Below are 13,808 nucleotides of genomic sequence, written 5' to 3'. Positions count from 1 at the left end.
TGCCGGGTGGCGGCTTCGCCTTACCCGGCCTACAAAACCCGTAGGCCCGGTAAGCGCAGCGCCACCGGGCTTTGGATGTTACTGGTCAGCCGTCTTATCAAAACGACCCAGCACCTCGCGTTCATACGCCAGCGCTTTTTTACGGTCGAACTTGTGTTCCCACTTGGCGATAACCAGCACCGCCAGCGCGTTTCCAACCACATTCAGCGCCGTACGCGCCATATCGAGGATACGGTCAACACCGGCGATAAACGCCAGGCCTTCCAGCGGAATACCGACACTGCCAAGCGTCGCCAGCAGCACCACGAAGGAGACTCCCGGCACGCCCGCGATCCCTTTTGAGGTCACCATCAGCGTCAGTACCAGCACAATTTCCTGCCACAGCGACAGATCAATGCCGTACAGCTGGGCAATAAAGATGGCTGCGATGCTCTGGTACAGCGTCGAGCCGTCCAGGTTAAAGGAGTAGCCGGTTGGCACCACGAAGCTGGTGATAGAAGCTGGGGCACCATAAGCCTCCATCTTCTCAATAATACGCGGCAGCACGCTTTCAGAGCTGGCCGTGGAGTACGCCAGAATCAGCTCATCTTTAAGAATGCGGATAAGGATCCAGATGCTCAGCCCACACAGGCGCGCCACAATGCCCAGTACCACCAGCGCGAAGAACAGGATGGCGAAATGCACCAGAATTACCAGCTTCGCCAGCGGCCACAGGGAGGCAAAACCGAAGTTCGCCACGGTTACCGCGATAAGCGCAAACACCCCAACCGGCGCGTAACGCATCACCATGTGGGTCACTTTAAACATGGTTTCAGAGATGGAGCGGAACACGGTGACCAGCGGTTCACGGTGCGTGGCAGGCAGAGAGGAAAGACCCAGACCAAAAAGCACCGAGAAGAAGATGATAGGCAGCATCTCGCCCTTCGCCATCGACGCCACAATGTTAGTCGGCACCAGCGACAGGATGGTGCCCATCAGGCCGTGCGCATGGCTCTGCACTTCAGCGGTCGTACTTTGGTATTTCGAAATATCCACCGTCGCGAGTTGCGACATATCGATCCCGGAGCCTGGCTGGAAGACATTCGCCAGGGTAATGCCAAGGATGATGGCAATCGTCGTGATCACTTCGAAATAGAGAATGGTTTTTGCACCGATGCGGCCCAGCTGTTTTGCATCACCGACTCCGGCAATACCGACCACCAGCGTCGAGATGACAATTGGCACCACGATCATTTTGATCAAATGAATAAAGATATCGCCCGCCGGGGAGAGCAAGTTCGCAATCAGCCACTCGCGGCTGTCGCTGTGATAATGGAGATAGCTACCCAGCAGGATACCCAGCACAAGGGCCAGCAGGATTTGCCAGGCCAGGCTGACTTTAACGTTTTTCATAGAAACTGACTTCCTCAATGAAGCGCCCTATTCATGCAGACTGCATGAATATGGAGACATACTGAAAGGGTATGAATTGTGTTGCGTTGGTTTATGGGATTTTTTAACGCGGCGTATGAGTATCATCTGCGCGGTGTGTTGCGCAAGCCTTAAAGAACAACGCATTTCACTACGAAAAGCCGTTATGACGCGAGTTTACGATAATTCTCATAAATAACCATTTGTTATAAAAACGATTTTTTATGCGCAAATGTGAATAATCCGTCCGGTAAATTATTTTTCTTCAAAGTTTCATTCGCTCATTTTTCATACGCTTCAAACAATGCGTGATCTGCCGCCCAAATAATAAACAAAGCTTGTAAAGCCCCTACTATTAACGTTTTTGCGACATATTATTAACATCTTACAAGGAGAAAAAAAGCCATGAGCCAAATACACAAACACGACATTCCCGCTAACATTGCGGACCGTTGCCTGATCAACCCGGAGCAGTACCACGAGAAGTATCAGCAATCTGTCTCTGATCCTGACACTTTCTGGGGCGAGCAGGGCCATATTCTTGACTGGATCAAACCTTACCAGAAGGTGAAGAACACCTCCTTTGCGCCGGGTAACGTTTCTATTAAATGGTATGAAGACGGCACGCTAAACCTTGCGGCGAACTGCCTCGATCGCCACCTTGCCGAACGCGGTAACGAAACGGCCATTATCTGGGAAGGCGACGACGCCTCTCAGAGCAAACATATCTCTTATAAAGAGCTGCACCGCGACGTGTGCCGCTTCGCTAACGTGCTGCTGGACCAGGGCATTAAAAAAGGCGATGTGGTCGCCATCTATATGCCGATGGTGCCGGAAGCGGCGGTGGCGATGCTGGCCTGCGCGCGCATCGGCGCGATCCATTCCGTTATCTTTGGCGGGTTCTCGCCGGAAGCGGTTGCCGGGCGTATTGTCGACTCGAGTTCGAAACTGGTGATCACCGCTGATGAAGGCGTGCGCGCCGGGCGCGGTATTCCTCTGAAGAAAAATGTCGACGAAGCGCTGAAAAACCCGAACGTCAAAACCGTCAGCAACGTTATCGTCCTTAAGCGTACCGGTGGCAAGATCGACTGGAATGAAGGGCGCGACCTGTGGTGGAGTGACCTGATTGAAAAAGCAAGCGACCAGCATCAACCGCAAGAGATGAACGCGGAAGATCCGCTGTTTATCCTCTATACCTCCGGCTCCACCGGCAAACCGAAAGGCGTACTGCATACCACCGGTGGCTATCTGGTCTATGCGGCCACCACCTTTAAATACGTTTTCGACTACCATCCGGGCGATATCTACTGGTGCACCGCCGACGTGGGCTGGGTCACCGGTCACAGCTATCTGCTGTACGGCCCGCTGGCCTGCGGTGCAACAACGCTGATGTTTGAAGGTGTACCAAACTGGCCAACCCCGGCGCGGATGTGCCAGGTGGTCGATAAGCACCAGGTCAATATTCTGTACACCGCGCCCACGGCGATCCGTGCGCTGATGGCGGAAGGGGATAAAGCGATAGAAGGCACTGACCGCTCTTCCCTGCGCATCCTCGGCTCCGTCGGCGAGCCTATCAACCCGGAAGCCTGGGAGTGGTACTGGAAGAAGATCGGCAACGAAAAATGCCCGGTAATGGACACCTGGTGGCAGACCGAAACCGGTGGGTTCATGATCACCCCAATGCCGGGTGCAACCCGCTTAAAAGCCGGTTCAGCGACCCAACCGTTCTTCGGCGTCCAGCCTGCGCTGGTGGATAACGAAGGCAATCCGCTGGATGGCGCCACCGAAGGCAACCTGGTGATCGTCGATTCCTGGCCGGGCCAGGCACGTACGCTTTTTGGCGACCACGAACGCTTCGAGCAGACCTACTTCTCAACCTTTAAAAACATGTACTTCAGCGGTGACGGCGCGCGTCGCGACGAGGATGGCTATTACTGGATCACCGGGCGCGTGGACGATGTGCTGAACGTCTCCGGCCACCGTCTGGGCACCGCGGAGATTGAATCCGCGCTGGTATCGCATCCGAAGATTGCCGAAGCCGCCGTTGTGGGGATCCCGCACAACATTAAAGGCCAGGCGATTTACGCCTACGTGACGCTGAATCACGGTGAAGAGCCATCGCCAGAACTGTATGCCGACGTGCGCAACTGGGTCCGCAAAGAGATTGGCCCGCTTGCCACGCCGGATGTACTGCACTGGACTGACTCGCTGCCGAAAACTCGTTCCGGCAAAATTATGCGCCGTATCTTGCGCAAAATTGCGGCAGGGGACACCAGCAACCTTGGTGATACCTCAACGCTCGCCGATCCGGGCGTGGTGGAAAAACTGCTCGAAGAGAAGCAGTCCATCGCAATGCCTTCGTAATCTTTTCTCCCTCTCCCTGTGGGAGAGGGCCGGGGTGAGGGCATCAGACCGCACCTTCCTCCCCTCACCCTAACCCTCTCCCCATAGGGGAGAGGGGATAAAACAAACCAACCTTACTTCTGGAGATTTCTGTGATGAATAACGATATTTGTCAGCAGATAGAGAATAGTGCGCACTACAGGGAGCTCGTTGATAAACGGCAACGGTTTGCCTTCTTACTTTCCATCATCATGCTGATTATCTACGTCGGCTTTATTCTGCTTATCGCCTTTGCCCCACACTGGCTGGGTACGCCGCTGCATGAGGGCACCAGCGTCACACGGGGCATTCCGATTGGCATTGGCGTGATTGTGATTTCGTTTGTGCTGACCGGCGTCTACGTCTGGCGCGCGAACGGCGAATTCGATCGTCTTAATAAAGCGGTACTGCGTGAGGTAAAAGCATCATGAAGAGAGTCCTGACGGCGCTTGCCGCCACACTTCCCTTTGCGGCACACGCCGCAGATGCCATTACCGGCGAGGTTCAGCGCCAGCCAACCAACTGGCAGGCGATTATCATGTTCCTGATTTTCGTGGTGCTGACGCTGTATATCACCTGGTGGGCGTCGAAACGCGTCCGTTCCCGTAATGATTACTACACTGCGGGTGGTAATATTACCGGTTTCCAGAACGGGCTGGCGATTGCGGGCGACTTTATGTCTGCCGCGTCTTTCCTTGGGATCTCCGCGCTGGTGTACACCTCCGGCTACGATGGTCTGATCTACTCTCTCGGCTTCCTGGTGGGCTGGCCGATCATTTTGTTCCTGATCGCCGAACGCTTGCGCAACCTGGGGCGTTTCACCTTTGCTGACGTGGCTTCGTATCGCCTGAAGCAGGGTCCGATTCGTATTCTCTCCGCCTGCGGTTCGCTGGTGGTGGTGGCGCTGTATCTGATCGCCCAGATGGTTGGCGCAGGCAAACTGATCGAACTTCTGTTCGGCCTGAACTACCACGTCGCGGTGGTGCTGGTGGGTGTGCTGATGGTGATGTACGTCCTGTTTGGCGGCATGCTGGCAACCACCTGGGTGCAAATTATCAAAGCGGTTCTGCTGCTGTTCGGTGCGAGCTTCATGGCCTTTATGGTGATGAAACACGTCGGCTTTAGCTTCAACAACCTGTTTACCGAAGCAATGGCGGTCCACCCGAAAGGGGAAGCGATCATGAGCCCGGGCGGGCTGGTGAAAGACCCGATATCCGCGCTTTCACTCGGTCTGGGTCTGATGTTTGGTACCGCAGGCTTGCCACATATCCTGATGCGTTTCTTCACCGTGAGCGATGCCCGCGAAGCGCGCAAGAGCGTCTTCTACGCCACCGGGTTTATGGGTTACTTCTACATACTGACCTTTATCATCGGTTTTGGCGCCATCATGCTGGTGGGAGCGAACCCGGCATTTAAAGACGCGGCGGGCGCGCTGATTGGCGGGAATAACATGGCGGCAGTGCATCTGGCGGATGCGGTAGGCGGCAACCTGTTCCTCGGCTTTATCTCAGCAGTGGCCTTTGCCACCATCCTTGCCGTGGTTGCCGGGCTTACGCTTGCCGGAGCATCTGCGGTGTCGCATGACCTGTACGCGAACGTGTTCCGCAAAGGCGCAACCGAGCGTGAAGAGCTCAAAGTCTCCAAAATCACCGTACTGATTCTGGGTGTGGTGGCGATCCTGCTGGGGATCCTCTTCGAGAAGCAGAACATTGCCTTCATGGTGGGGCTGGCCTTCTCGATTGCGGCGAGTTGTAACTTCCCTATCATCCTGCTCTCCATGTACTGGTCTAAACTGACCACCCGTGGCGCAATGGTAGGCGGCTGGCTGGGGCTGCTGACTGCGGTGATTCTGATGATCCTCGGCCCGACGATTTGGGTGCAGATCCTCGGTCACGAAAAGGCGCTCTTCCCGTATGAGTACCCGGCGCTGTTTTCAATCGCCGTGGCGTTTATCGGTATCTGGATCTTTTCTGCAACCGACAACTCGCCGGAGGGGAACCTGGAGCGTGAGAAATTCCGCGCCCAGTTTATCCGCTCGCAAACCGGCCTGGGCGTGGAACAAGGCCGCGCACACTGAGTCTTGATCCCCGGCCTTCGGGCCGGGGAGTTCAGAACATCACCCACGCCACCAGCGGCGCAATCAGCACCATCAACACGCCGGAGAGCATCATCACCAGGCTTGCTACAACTCCCTCCTGCTGACCCAACTCATAAGAGCGTGCCGTTCCCGCGCCGTGTGACGCCGCGCCAAATCCCGCCCCTTTTGCCAACCCTTCACGGATAGAAAGCCGCAGAAACAGCATATCGCCCACCGCCATACCGAAGACACCGGTGACAACCACGAACAGCGCCACCAGATCCGGCTGTCCGCCGAGCGGTTTAGCGGCTGCCAGAGCAAATGGCGTCGTTACCGAGCGCACGGCCAGGCTACGCTGAATTTCATCGGGCAGCGTAAACAGCCGCGCCAGCCAGACGGAGCTACAGACCGCCACCACCGTGGCGGTAATCACCCCCGCGCTGAGCGACATCCAGTGACGTTTAATGATATTCAGGTTGTCGTACACCGGCACCGCAAAGGCGATGGTGGCCGGCCCCAGTAGCCACAGCAACCAGTGGGATTCGCCAATGTAGTTTTGCCAGGAGATATGGCCAAAAACCAGCATCAGCACCAGCAGGATCGGCGTGAAGACCAGCGGCATCAGCGGCAGCGCGTGAAAGCGACGATACAGGCGTTTGTTGGCAAAGTAGATAACCAGCGTGGCAATCAGGCACAGCACGCTTATCTGGAAGTTAGTCATGTTTTTTGCCTGCGGATCTCGAAGCGATAAACCTTGTCCACCACCCAGGCGGTGGCGCCCAGCACCATCAGCGTGCTCAGGGCGATGACCGCGAAGATCCGCCAGCCGTCCACCATCAGCAGTTGCGCATAGTTCACCACCGCCACCACGGCAGGAACAAAGAACAGCAACATCTCTGCCAGCAGCCAGCGCGCGCCGGCACGCACCCAACTAAGGGGGATAACGCGGCAGAGAATGAGCGTCAGCATCAACACCATCCCCACCAGGTTGGCAGGCAGCGGCAGATGCAGCCAGCCGACAAGATATTCCGCAAAAACAAACAGTCCCGCGTAGAGCAGTACCTGAACCGGTACCTGGAGTCGTTGCACAACGGCAGGCGTAACACGGCTTAACGCCACGGCCATGGGGGTTTTCCTCAAAAATGAGACGAGGCGCCAGTATAGTGAGCGCACGGTATGGACTGAAATGAATTAAAATCATCGAAGGTATAGTTTCGAGGAATAATCATGGACATAAGAACGCTGCGCTATTTTGTCGAAGTGGTTCGCCAGCAGAGTTTTACCCGCGCAGCGGAGAAGTTATTTGTTACCCAGCCCACCATCAGCAAAATGCTGAAAAACCTCGAAGATGAACTCAACTGTACCCTGCTGATCCGCGACGGACGCAAGCTGTTGCTTACCGATACCGGGCGCGTGGTGTTTGAACGTGGCCTGGCGATCCTGGCCGAGTTTCGTCAGCTGGAAGCGGAGCTAGACGATATTAACCACCTGACCAAAGGGGTGCTGCGCCTTGGTATTCCGCCGATGGTCGGGATGATGATGGCCGGGCCGATTAGCCTGTTTCGCCAGCGTTACCCCGGCGTTGAACTCAAAATTTCGGAGTTTGGTGGGTTAACCGTCCAGCAGGCCGTAACCAACGGCGAGCTGGACGTCGCCATGACAGCCCTCCCCGCTGAGGAAGAGAGCGGTCTGGCGACGCTTCCGCTCTTTAGCCATCCGCTGTGCGTGCTGGTTCCCCGCTCCGGCGACTGGCTGAAGCGAGATTCAGTGAAACCTGAGCTGCTCGGTGAATACCCTCTGCTGATCTACAACGAAGATTTCGCCCTCAGCCGCCAGCTGATGACGCTGTTTAATCAACATAGCGTGAAGCCGCGCATTGCGGTGCGCAGCGGCCAGTGGGATTTCCTGGCAGCGATGGTGCAGGCAGGCGTGGGAATTGCCATTCTGCCGCAGCCGATTTGCGAGCGTCTGGATAAAAACACGCTGCGCTGGATCCCACTCGAAAGCGATTTGCACTGGCAACTGGGGATGATCTGGCGAGAAGGGATATATTTGTCGCACAGCGCCCAGGCGTGGCTGCAATGTTGTGAGGGATTTTGGGTGCCCTCATCCTAACCCTCTCCCACAGGGCTGAGGGATCCCCTGTAATTTTTTACCGGAAGCGATGAATGTTGCTTCAGGAAAATGAATGACTTACAGCGACGCCCTGGTCCGGCTGTAAATCGCTGAGGCGTTTCCTGCAGGCCGGGGCGAGGCGCATGGATGCGCCGAGAGGGCGGCTTTACAGGGACGTTACATCCGCCCGTCCCCGATAAGCCGGAAGGAATAAGCCGAGGGCACCGCGAAGCGGCGATTTACCGCCGGGAGCCCGGGTCGCCAGGGCGGTGGCGATTGAGCCGCCCTGGCACGTTCACAAGTCATGCCGTTACAGAGTAGCAAGGAACATAAAGTGAACGGAATGACCTCTACAGCCATATGTTCCCCCTCACCCCAACCCTCTCCCTCAAGGGAGAGGGGGTCCTCCGTGCAGGCATTATTTTATGGGGATCCCTCAACCCACAGGGAGAGGGAACCGATCGAGCACGTAGGCCCGGTAAGCGCAGCGCCACCGGGCAAAAACAGCGTTACTGATTCTCTATCAACAACGCTTCCAGCAGATCCAGATCGTGCAGCAGCTTTTGCAGCGTTTCATTACTGATTTGCCGCGTGGCGCGCAGGTGGTACAGCTCGGCACGCTCGGAGCGCAGCGCCGCCAGACGGAACCGGCGCTCCAGGTTCTCCTCCTGCAGCGAGCTTTCCACATCGTTACGGCCGTCAGCCCGGCGACGCAGATTACCAATCACGCGTGAGCTCACTTCCGTCAGCAGCTGATTGTCGATGTTCTCTTCGGCATCGGCGGCCAGGCGCTCTTCCATTTTCTGAATAGCGACAATGGCCACTTCGGCAGTGGCAGCGCGGGCAATCCGCTCCTCTTTATGCTGCTGCGTGGCGTCCCCGGCGTCGATATGCTGCAGCAAAATCGGCAGCATAATCACCCCGACAAACAGTGAGAACAGGATCACGCCCGCCGCCAGGAAGACCAGTTCATAACGCGCCGGGAAGACATCGCCCGTCGGCAACAGCAACGGAATGGAGAGCACACCGGCCAGGGTAATCGCCCCGCGTACCCCCGCAAAGGAGGCAATCAGCAGCTCACGCGTGGTCCACGAACCAAACTCCATCGGCTTTTTCTTCAGGAAGCGCACGCTGAAGTTTTTCATCGTCCACAGCCAGCCGAAGCGCACCAGCATCAGCGCCATGTAGATCAGCACGATGTCGGTAAAGAGCATCCAGACTTCAACGTTCGGATCGGCCTCCGCCGCCACCAGAGAGGATTCCATAATGCCCGGCAGCTGCAGACCCAACAGCAGGAAGACCATGCCGTTAAAGACAAATTCCAGCATTGCCCAGGTGCTGTTTGCACGCAGACGCATGGCCAGCGGCGCGCGGCGCATTACGCCGGAACGGGTGATGGTCATCCCTGCCGCGACCGCTGCCAGAATGCCCGACACGCCAATGTGTTCGGCAATCAGATAGGAGGCAAACGGCAGCAGGAACAGCAGTACGATCTGCGTTGCGGGTTCATCACCGCCCCAGCGGCTGAGGAAGCGCAGCGAGCGGCCATACAGCCAGCTCACCACGAAGCCCGCCAGGATACCGCCAATAGCAACCTTAAAGAATTCCAGGGTCGCGCCACCCACGGTAAAGATCATCGTTCCCATTGCGACGGCCACGGCGAACTTCAGGGCAACCAGACCGGAGGCGTCGTTCATCAGCGCCTCTCCCTGTAAGATGCCCATGATTTTCTTCGGAATCCGCCCTTCACCCACAATGCCGGACAGCGCCACGGCATCGGTTGGCGACAGGACTGCGGCCAGCGCAAAAGCGGGGATTAACGGGATCCCCGGAACCACCCAATAGATCAGGAAACCAATCCCGACCACGGTCACGACGACCAGCGCCAGTGCCAGACCGAAGATCTCGCGCCCATGTTCCAGAAACTCGCGCGTGGGTGTTTTCCAGCCATCAGCAAACAGCAGTGGCGGGATAAACAGCACGAGGAACAGTTCCGGGTCGAACTCAACGTGCAGGCCAAACGTCGGCCACGCCAGCAGCGCGCCGATGGCAATTTGCATTAATGGCAGGGGGACCTGAAAGGGCAGTACGCGTGTAACCACCCCGGATAATGAGACCACAAGGGTCATGATGAGTATTGTGAAAAAGATTTCCATGCGTTCCCTGTTTGCTGTGTTACTTATGTACTACGGAAGGCGTCGTGCCTTTTATTCTATCTTCCCCAGAGTAACGCAAAAGGCAACGGGATGAGTCCTGAAAATAAAAACGGGCGGCCTGAGCCACCCGTTTTCGCATCAAAGGACAATTTAGATTGCCCAGCCGCCCGCGTAGAACACCACCAGCGCAACGGCGATAACCACGGTGCCAATGTTCAGCTTGCGCCACTCACCGGAGACCAGGCGACCAATCACCAGCGACGCGAAGCCGATCATGATGCCGGTCACGATGTTACAGGTCAGCACGATAAATACCGCAGTGATCAGGCCTGACATCGCGTCCACAAAGTCCGCAAAGTCAATTTTCGCCACGTTGCTCAGCATCAGCAGGCCGACGTACATCAGTGCCGGAGCCGTAGCGTAGGCTGGCACCAGATAAGAGAGCGGAGAGAGGAACAGGATCAGCAGGAACAGCACACCAACGGTAATGGCGGTCAGGCCAGTTTTACCGCCTGCCGCGGTGCCCGCAGCAGACTCAATATAGACCGCAGCCGGAGAAGCCCCTACCAGACCCGAGAAGACGCTGCTCAGGGAGTCGGTGGTCAGCGCTTTGCCACCGTCGATAATCTGACCATCTTTATCCAGCAGGTTCGCCTGACCGGCCACCGCACGGATGGTACCGGTGGCATCAAACACCGCCGTCATCACCAGCGCCAGCACGCTTGGCAGGATCACCGGGTTCAGCGCGCCGACAATATCCAGGCTGCCAATCAGGGAGTTACCGTTGTCATCGCTCAGTGACGGCATGGCAAAAATACCAGAGAAATGCACGGTCGGATCGAAAATGAGGCCAACAATGGACACACCGATAATGGTCAGCAGAATGCCGCCTGGGACTTTCAGTTTTTCCAGACCAATAATCACCGCCAGGCCAATCAGGGACATGATCACCGGGAAGCTGGCGAAGTGACCCAGCGCCACCGGCAGACCGTCCAGCGGGTTCTTAATGACCAGACCCACGCCATTGGCGGCAATCAGCAGCAGAAACAGCCCGATACCGATACCGGTGCCGTGTGCTACGCCGTGCGGCAGGTTGCGCAAAATCCAGCTACGAATGCCGGTTGCCGAGATAATGGTGAACAGCACGCCCATCAGGAAGACGGCTCCCAGGGCAACCGGTACGCTGATGTGTTGGCCCAGCACCAGGCTAAACGCGGTGAAGGCGGTCAAGGAAATGGCACAGCCAATCGCCATCGGCAGATTCGCCCACAGCCCCATTACGATGGAGCCAACACCGGCGACAAGACAGGTTGCAACGAAAACCGCTGCCGGTGGGAATCCTGCTTTACCGAGCATGCCCGGCACAACGATGACGGAGTACACCATTGCCAGAAACGTTGTCAGACCGGCAACGATTTCCTGGCGCACGGTGCTGCCGCGAGCAGAAATTTTAAAGATGGCGTCAAGTGAACCGCCGGTACGCGCGGATGGCGTAGACATAGAAAACATCCCCTGAGAGTTTTTATAGAAAGTCCGTAAGCGTGGTGGAGACTCCACTGCCAGCAAAACGTCAAATCCTTGTGCTGCGTTTGCGACGAAAAGGGGCGTCACAAAAAAAGCAAACGTTTAGCTCCGCGCTTACAAAACGGGTGGTCAAATTTAGGCAAACGATTATCCAGCCTAATCACCGCCCTTTTCAACTGAACTTTCTCGTTTTTCGCTAAATTTCCCTTATGACGATGAAGAAATAAGCAGAGGATGCGCAAACGTTATCGTTTATGCGCAATGGGGTTACAAATTACGCCTCGCCAGGGATCGTTAACGGCCCACCTTGTTCCAGGGTTCTCTGCCAGGCAGGACGATTTTCGACCTTTTTCTTCCAGGCATGTGTGTGCGGAAGATCCTCGACACCGCCACGTGCCAGCAGGGCAAAAATCGGGAAACTCATCTGAATATCGGCCATGCTGAGAGTCTCTCCGGCAAACCAGCTATTTTCAGCCAGGTGAGATTCAATAAAACGCGCGTGGGTTTCGAGCTGGGGGTTGAGATAGGCTTTTTGCACGCCCTGACCCAGCGCTTTCCCCAGCGTGCGTATTCCAAACGGCACGGGCGGTTTACCGAGGCTGCTAAATACCAGCTTCATTAACAGCAGCGGCATAAGAGAACCTTCGGCATAGTGTAGCCAGAAGCGGTATTGCACCTTGTGGGCAGGATCCAGCGGCTTAAGCTGCGATTCTGCGTCGTAGGTTTCCTGCAGATACTCCAGAATGGCACCGGATTCAGCAAGGATCAGCCCGTTGTCTTCAATGACCGGAGACTTGCCCAACGGATGCACGCGTTTAAGGGACTCGGGAGCCAGCATCGTTTTTTCGCGCTGGTAGTGAACAATCTCATAGGGCAGAGAAAGTTCTTCCAGAGCCCAGATCACGCGGTGTGAGCGCGACTGGTTAAGGTGATGTACCGTGAGCATAGTGGTCTCCTGTTATTCATACTTTTTAACTATAGAAAATTGAACAACACCGCGAAAAATATTCGCCAAAAAAGCGGCCCCGGTGACTGGCGAAAAAGCGGCCCTTACATAGAATTAAAGTGTCAGCACAAACCGGAACCTCCTCAACCAGCTCGACATGAGGGGTGCTGATGTCGGGGGAAACCCTCCCGTGAGCCAGCGGGATAGAGAGAAAGACAAAGACCGGAAAAAACTAAAGCGCCCTAATGTGGCGCTTTAGTTCTTTATTATGTTTTGTTGCCAAATAAGGCGCAGCCGCCACCCGGCAAACAGATCTCAATCTTCTTCCAGCAGCCGCGCCCCCGTCCCCTGTTCGCCCAGTTTGTCACCGGGGTTGCGTAACGGGCAATCGCTGCGCGACAAACAACCGCAACCGATGCACCCGTCAAGTTCGTCACGCAGCGCCACCAACGTATGAATACGCCGGTCCAGCTCCTCTCGCCACTGGGATGAAAGCTCTTTCCACTCTTTCGGGCTCAGCGTGTGGCCTTCCGGTAACACGCCGAACGCTTCACCGATGGTGGCCAGGGGAATTCCGATTCGTTGCGCAATTTTAATAATCGCCACGTAGCGGAGCACGTCACGGGTGTAGCGCCGCTGGTTTCCGGCGTTACGGATGCTTTTGATTAACCCTTTACTTTCATAGAAGTGGAGCGCCGATACTGCCACACCGCTTCGCTTAGCCACTTCACCCGGGGTCAAAAGCGCTTTTATTCTCGGCAATCTCTTTTCCATAAAACCTCTTTACCTCAAGTTAACTTGAGGAATTATACTCCCCCACAGAGAAAACGACGAATCAACCAGGAAAGTTGTATCTACAGAGGGCAACCTTATGTCGCATCAGCAAATTATTCAGACACTTATTGAATGGATTGATGAACATATCGACCAACCGTTGAACATTGATGTGGTCGCGAAAAAGTCGGGCTATTCGAAATGGTATTTACAGAGAATGTTCCGGACCGTAATGCACCAGACGCTGGGTGAGTACATTCGTCAGCGCAGGTTACTGCTGGCAGCGCAGGCGTTACGCTCTACGCAGCGGCCTATTTTTGATATCGCGATGGATCTGGGGTATGTGTCGCAACAAACCTTTTCCCGCGTGTTTCGCCGCGAGTTTGACCGCACGCCAAGCGATTACCGTCACCAGTTGAATTAA

Annotated in this window: 12 protein-coding genes; 5 read left to right on the top strand and 7 right to left on the bottom strand. The window is 55.9% G+C overall.

Annotated elements, in window-relative coordinates; all coding sequences use genetic code 11:
• Nucleotides 1–78 precede the first annotated feature (78 nt).
• Nucleotides 79–1,392 (bottom strand): glutamate/aspartate:proton symporter GltP, encoded by a 1,314-nt coding sequence (gene gltP, locus APU11_RS24865; protein WP_013095082.1) that lies wholly within the window; start codon nt 1,390–1,392, stop codon nt 79–81.
• Nucleotides 1,393–1,815: 423 nt separating this feature from the next.
• On the opposite strand from gltP, the gene acs reads away from it, so the two are divergent.
• From acs to actP, 3 genes are all read left to right on the top strand, one after another.
• On the top strand, nt 1,816–3,774 hold the full coding sequence (gene acs, locus APU11_RS24860; protein ID WP_058650691.1) for an acetate--CoA ligase: 1,959 nt from the start codon (nt 1,816–1,818) through the stop codon (nt 3,772–3,774).
• A 134-nt stretch (nt 3,775–3,908) separates the two neighbouring features.
• Complete coding sequence (locus tag APU11_RS24855; protein ID WP_013095080.1) at nt 3,909–4,223, top strand: DUF485 domain-containing protein; 315 nt, start codon at nt 3,909–3,911, stop codon at nt 4,221–4,223.
• Complete coding sequence (gene actP / locus APU11_RS24850; protein ID WP_013095079.1) at nt 4,220–5,869, top strand: cation/acetate symporter ActP; 1,650 nt, start codon at nt 4,220–4,222, stop codon at nt 5,867–5,869. The genes APU11_RS24855 and actP overlap by 4 nt, the downstream gene beginning before the upstream one ends.
• Nucleotides 5,870–5,900: 31 nt before the next feature.
• Here actP and APU11_RS24845 read toward each other — a convergent pair whose 3' ends face one another.
• Complete coding sequence (locus tag APU11_RS24845) at nt 5,901–6,590, bottom strand: LrgB family protein (protein WP_013095078.1); 690 nt, start codon at nt 6,588–6,590, stop codon at nt 5,901–5,903.
• Nucleotides 6,587–6,994, bottom strand: a complete 408-nt coding sequence (locus APU11_RS24840) for a CidA/LrgA family protein (protein WP_013095077.1) — start codon at nt 6,992–6,994, stop codon at nt 6,587–6,589. Before APU11_RS24840 ends, APU11_RS24845 begins: the two co-directional genes overlap by 4 nt.
• 102 nt (nt 6,995–7,096) lie before the next feature.
• On the opposite strand from APU11_RS24840, the gene APU11_RS24835 reads away from it, so the two are divergent.
• On the top strand, nt 7,097–7,984 hold the full coding sequence (locus tag APU11_RS24835) for a LysR family transcriptional regulator (RefSeq protein WP_058650690.1): 888 nt from the start codon (nt 7,097–7,099) through the stop codon (nt 7,982–7,984).
• Nucleotides 7,985–8,493: 509 nt separating this feature from the next.
• On the opposite strand, the gene APU11_RS24830 is transcribed toward APU11_RS24835, so the two are convergent.
• The 4 genes from APU11_RS24830 to soxR all read right to left on the bottom strand — a co-directional run bounded on the left by APU11_RS24830 (nt 8,494) and on the right by soxR (nt 13,384).
• Nucleotides 8,494–10,140: a Na+/H+ antiporter gene (locus APU11_RS24830; RefSeq protein ID WP_013095075.1), complete on the bottom strand. Its 1,647-nt coding sequence runs from the start codon at nt 10,138–10,140 to the stop codon at nt 8,494–8,496.
• 150 nt (nt 10,141–10,290) lie between these two features.
• Nucleotides 10,291–11,640 (bottom strand): guanine/hypoxanthine transporter GhxP, encoded by a 1,350-nt coding sequence (ghxP, locus tag APU11_RS24825; protein WP_013095074.1) that lies wholly within the window; start codon nt 11,638–11,640, stop codon nt 10,291–10,293.
• Nucleotides 11,641–11,938: 298 nt separating this feature from the next.
• Complete coding sequence (locus APU11_RS24820) at nt 11,939–12,610, bottom strand: glutathione S-transferase (RefSeq protein ID WP_013095073.1); 672 nt, start codon at nt 12,608–12,610, stop codon at nt 11,939–11,941.
• A 315-nt stretch (nt 12,611–12,925) separates the two neighbouring features.
• The gene (gene soxR, locus APU11_RS24815) at nt 12,926–13,384 is read right to left on the bottom strand and encodes a redox-sensitive transcriptional activator SoxR (RefSeq protein WP_013095072.1); all 459 of its coding nucleotides are present in this window, start codon (nt 13,382–13,384) and stop codon (nt 12,926–12,928) included.
• A 97-nt stretch (nt 13,385–13,481) separates the two neighbouring features.
• On the opposite strand from soxR, the gene soxS reads away from it, so the two are divergent.
• Nucleotides 13,482–13,808, top strand: coding sequence for a superoxide response transcriptional regulator SoxS (gene soxS, locus APU11_RS24810; RefSeq protein WP_013095071.1), 327 nt, complete (start codon nt 13,482–13,484; stop codon nt 13,806–13,808).

The organism is Enterobacter sp. 50793107, assembly GCF_001463365.1.
In the GTDB taxonomy this organism is placed as follows: Bacteria; Pseudomonadota; Gammaproteobacteria; order Enterobacterales; family Enterobacteriaceae; genus Enterobacter; species Enterobacter cloacae.
This window is presented reverse-complemented; position numbering and strand designations above follow the sequence as displayed.

Excerpts from the sequence above, each read along its gene's own strand:
- ghxP (WP_013095074.1), bottom strand. The coding sequence starts at position 11,640 with ATGTCTACGCCATCCGCGCGTACCGGCGGTTCACTTGACGCCATCTTT.
- APU11_RS24840 (WP_013095077.1), bottom strand. The coding sequence starts at position 6,994 with ATGGCCGTGGCGTTAAGCCGTGTTACGCCTGCCGTTGTGCAACGACTC.
- actP (WP_013095079.1), top strand. The coding sequence starts at position 4,220 with ATGAAGAGAGTCCTGACGGCGCTTGCCGCCACACTTCCCTTTGCGGCA.
- APU11_RS24855 (WP_013095080.1), top strand. The coding sequence starts at position 3,909 with ATGAATAACGATATTTGTCAGCAGATAGAGAATAGTGCGCACTACAGG.
- APU11_RS24830 (WP_013095075.1), bottom strand. The coding sequence starts at position 10,140 with ATGGAAATCTTTTTCACAATACTCATCATGACCCTTGTGGTCTCATTA.
- APU11_RS24820 (WP_013095073.1), bottom strand. The coding sequence starts at position 12,610 with ATGCTCACGGTACATCACCTTAACCAGTCGCGCTCACACCGCGTGATC.
- APU11_RS24845 (WP_013095078.1), bottom strand. The coding sequence starts at position 6,590 with ATGACTAACTTCCAGATAAGCGTGCTGTGCCTGATTGCCACGCTGGTT.
- acs (WP_058650691.1), top strand. The coding sequence starts at position 1,816 with ATGAGCCAAATACACAAACACGACATTCCCGCTAACATTGCGGACCGT.
- gltP (WP_013095082.1), bottom strand. The coding sequence starts at position 1,392 with ATGAAAAACGTTAAAGTCAGCCTGGCCTGGCAAATCCTGCTGGCCCTT.
- soxR (WP_013095072.1), bottom strand. The coding sequence starts at position 13,384 with ATGGAAAAGAGATTGCCGAGAATAAAAGCGCTTTTGACCCCGGGTGAA.
- APU11_RS24835 (WP_058650690.1), top strand. The coding sequence starts at position 7,097 with ATGGACATAAGAACGCTGCGCTATTTTGTCGAAGTGGTTCGCCAGCAG.
- soxS (WP_013095071.1), top strand. The coding sequence starts at position 13,482 with ATGTCGCATCAGCAAATTATTCAGACACTTATTGAATGGATTGATGAA.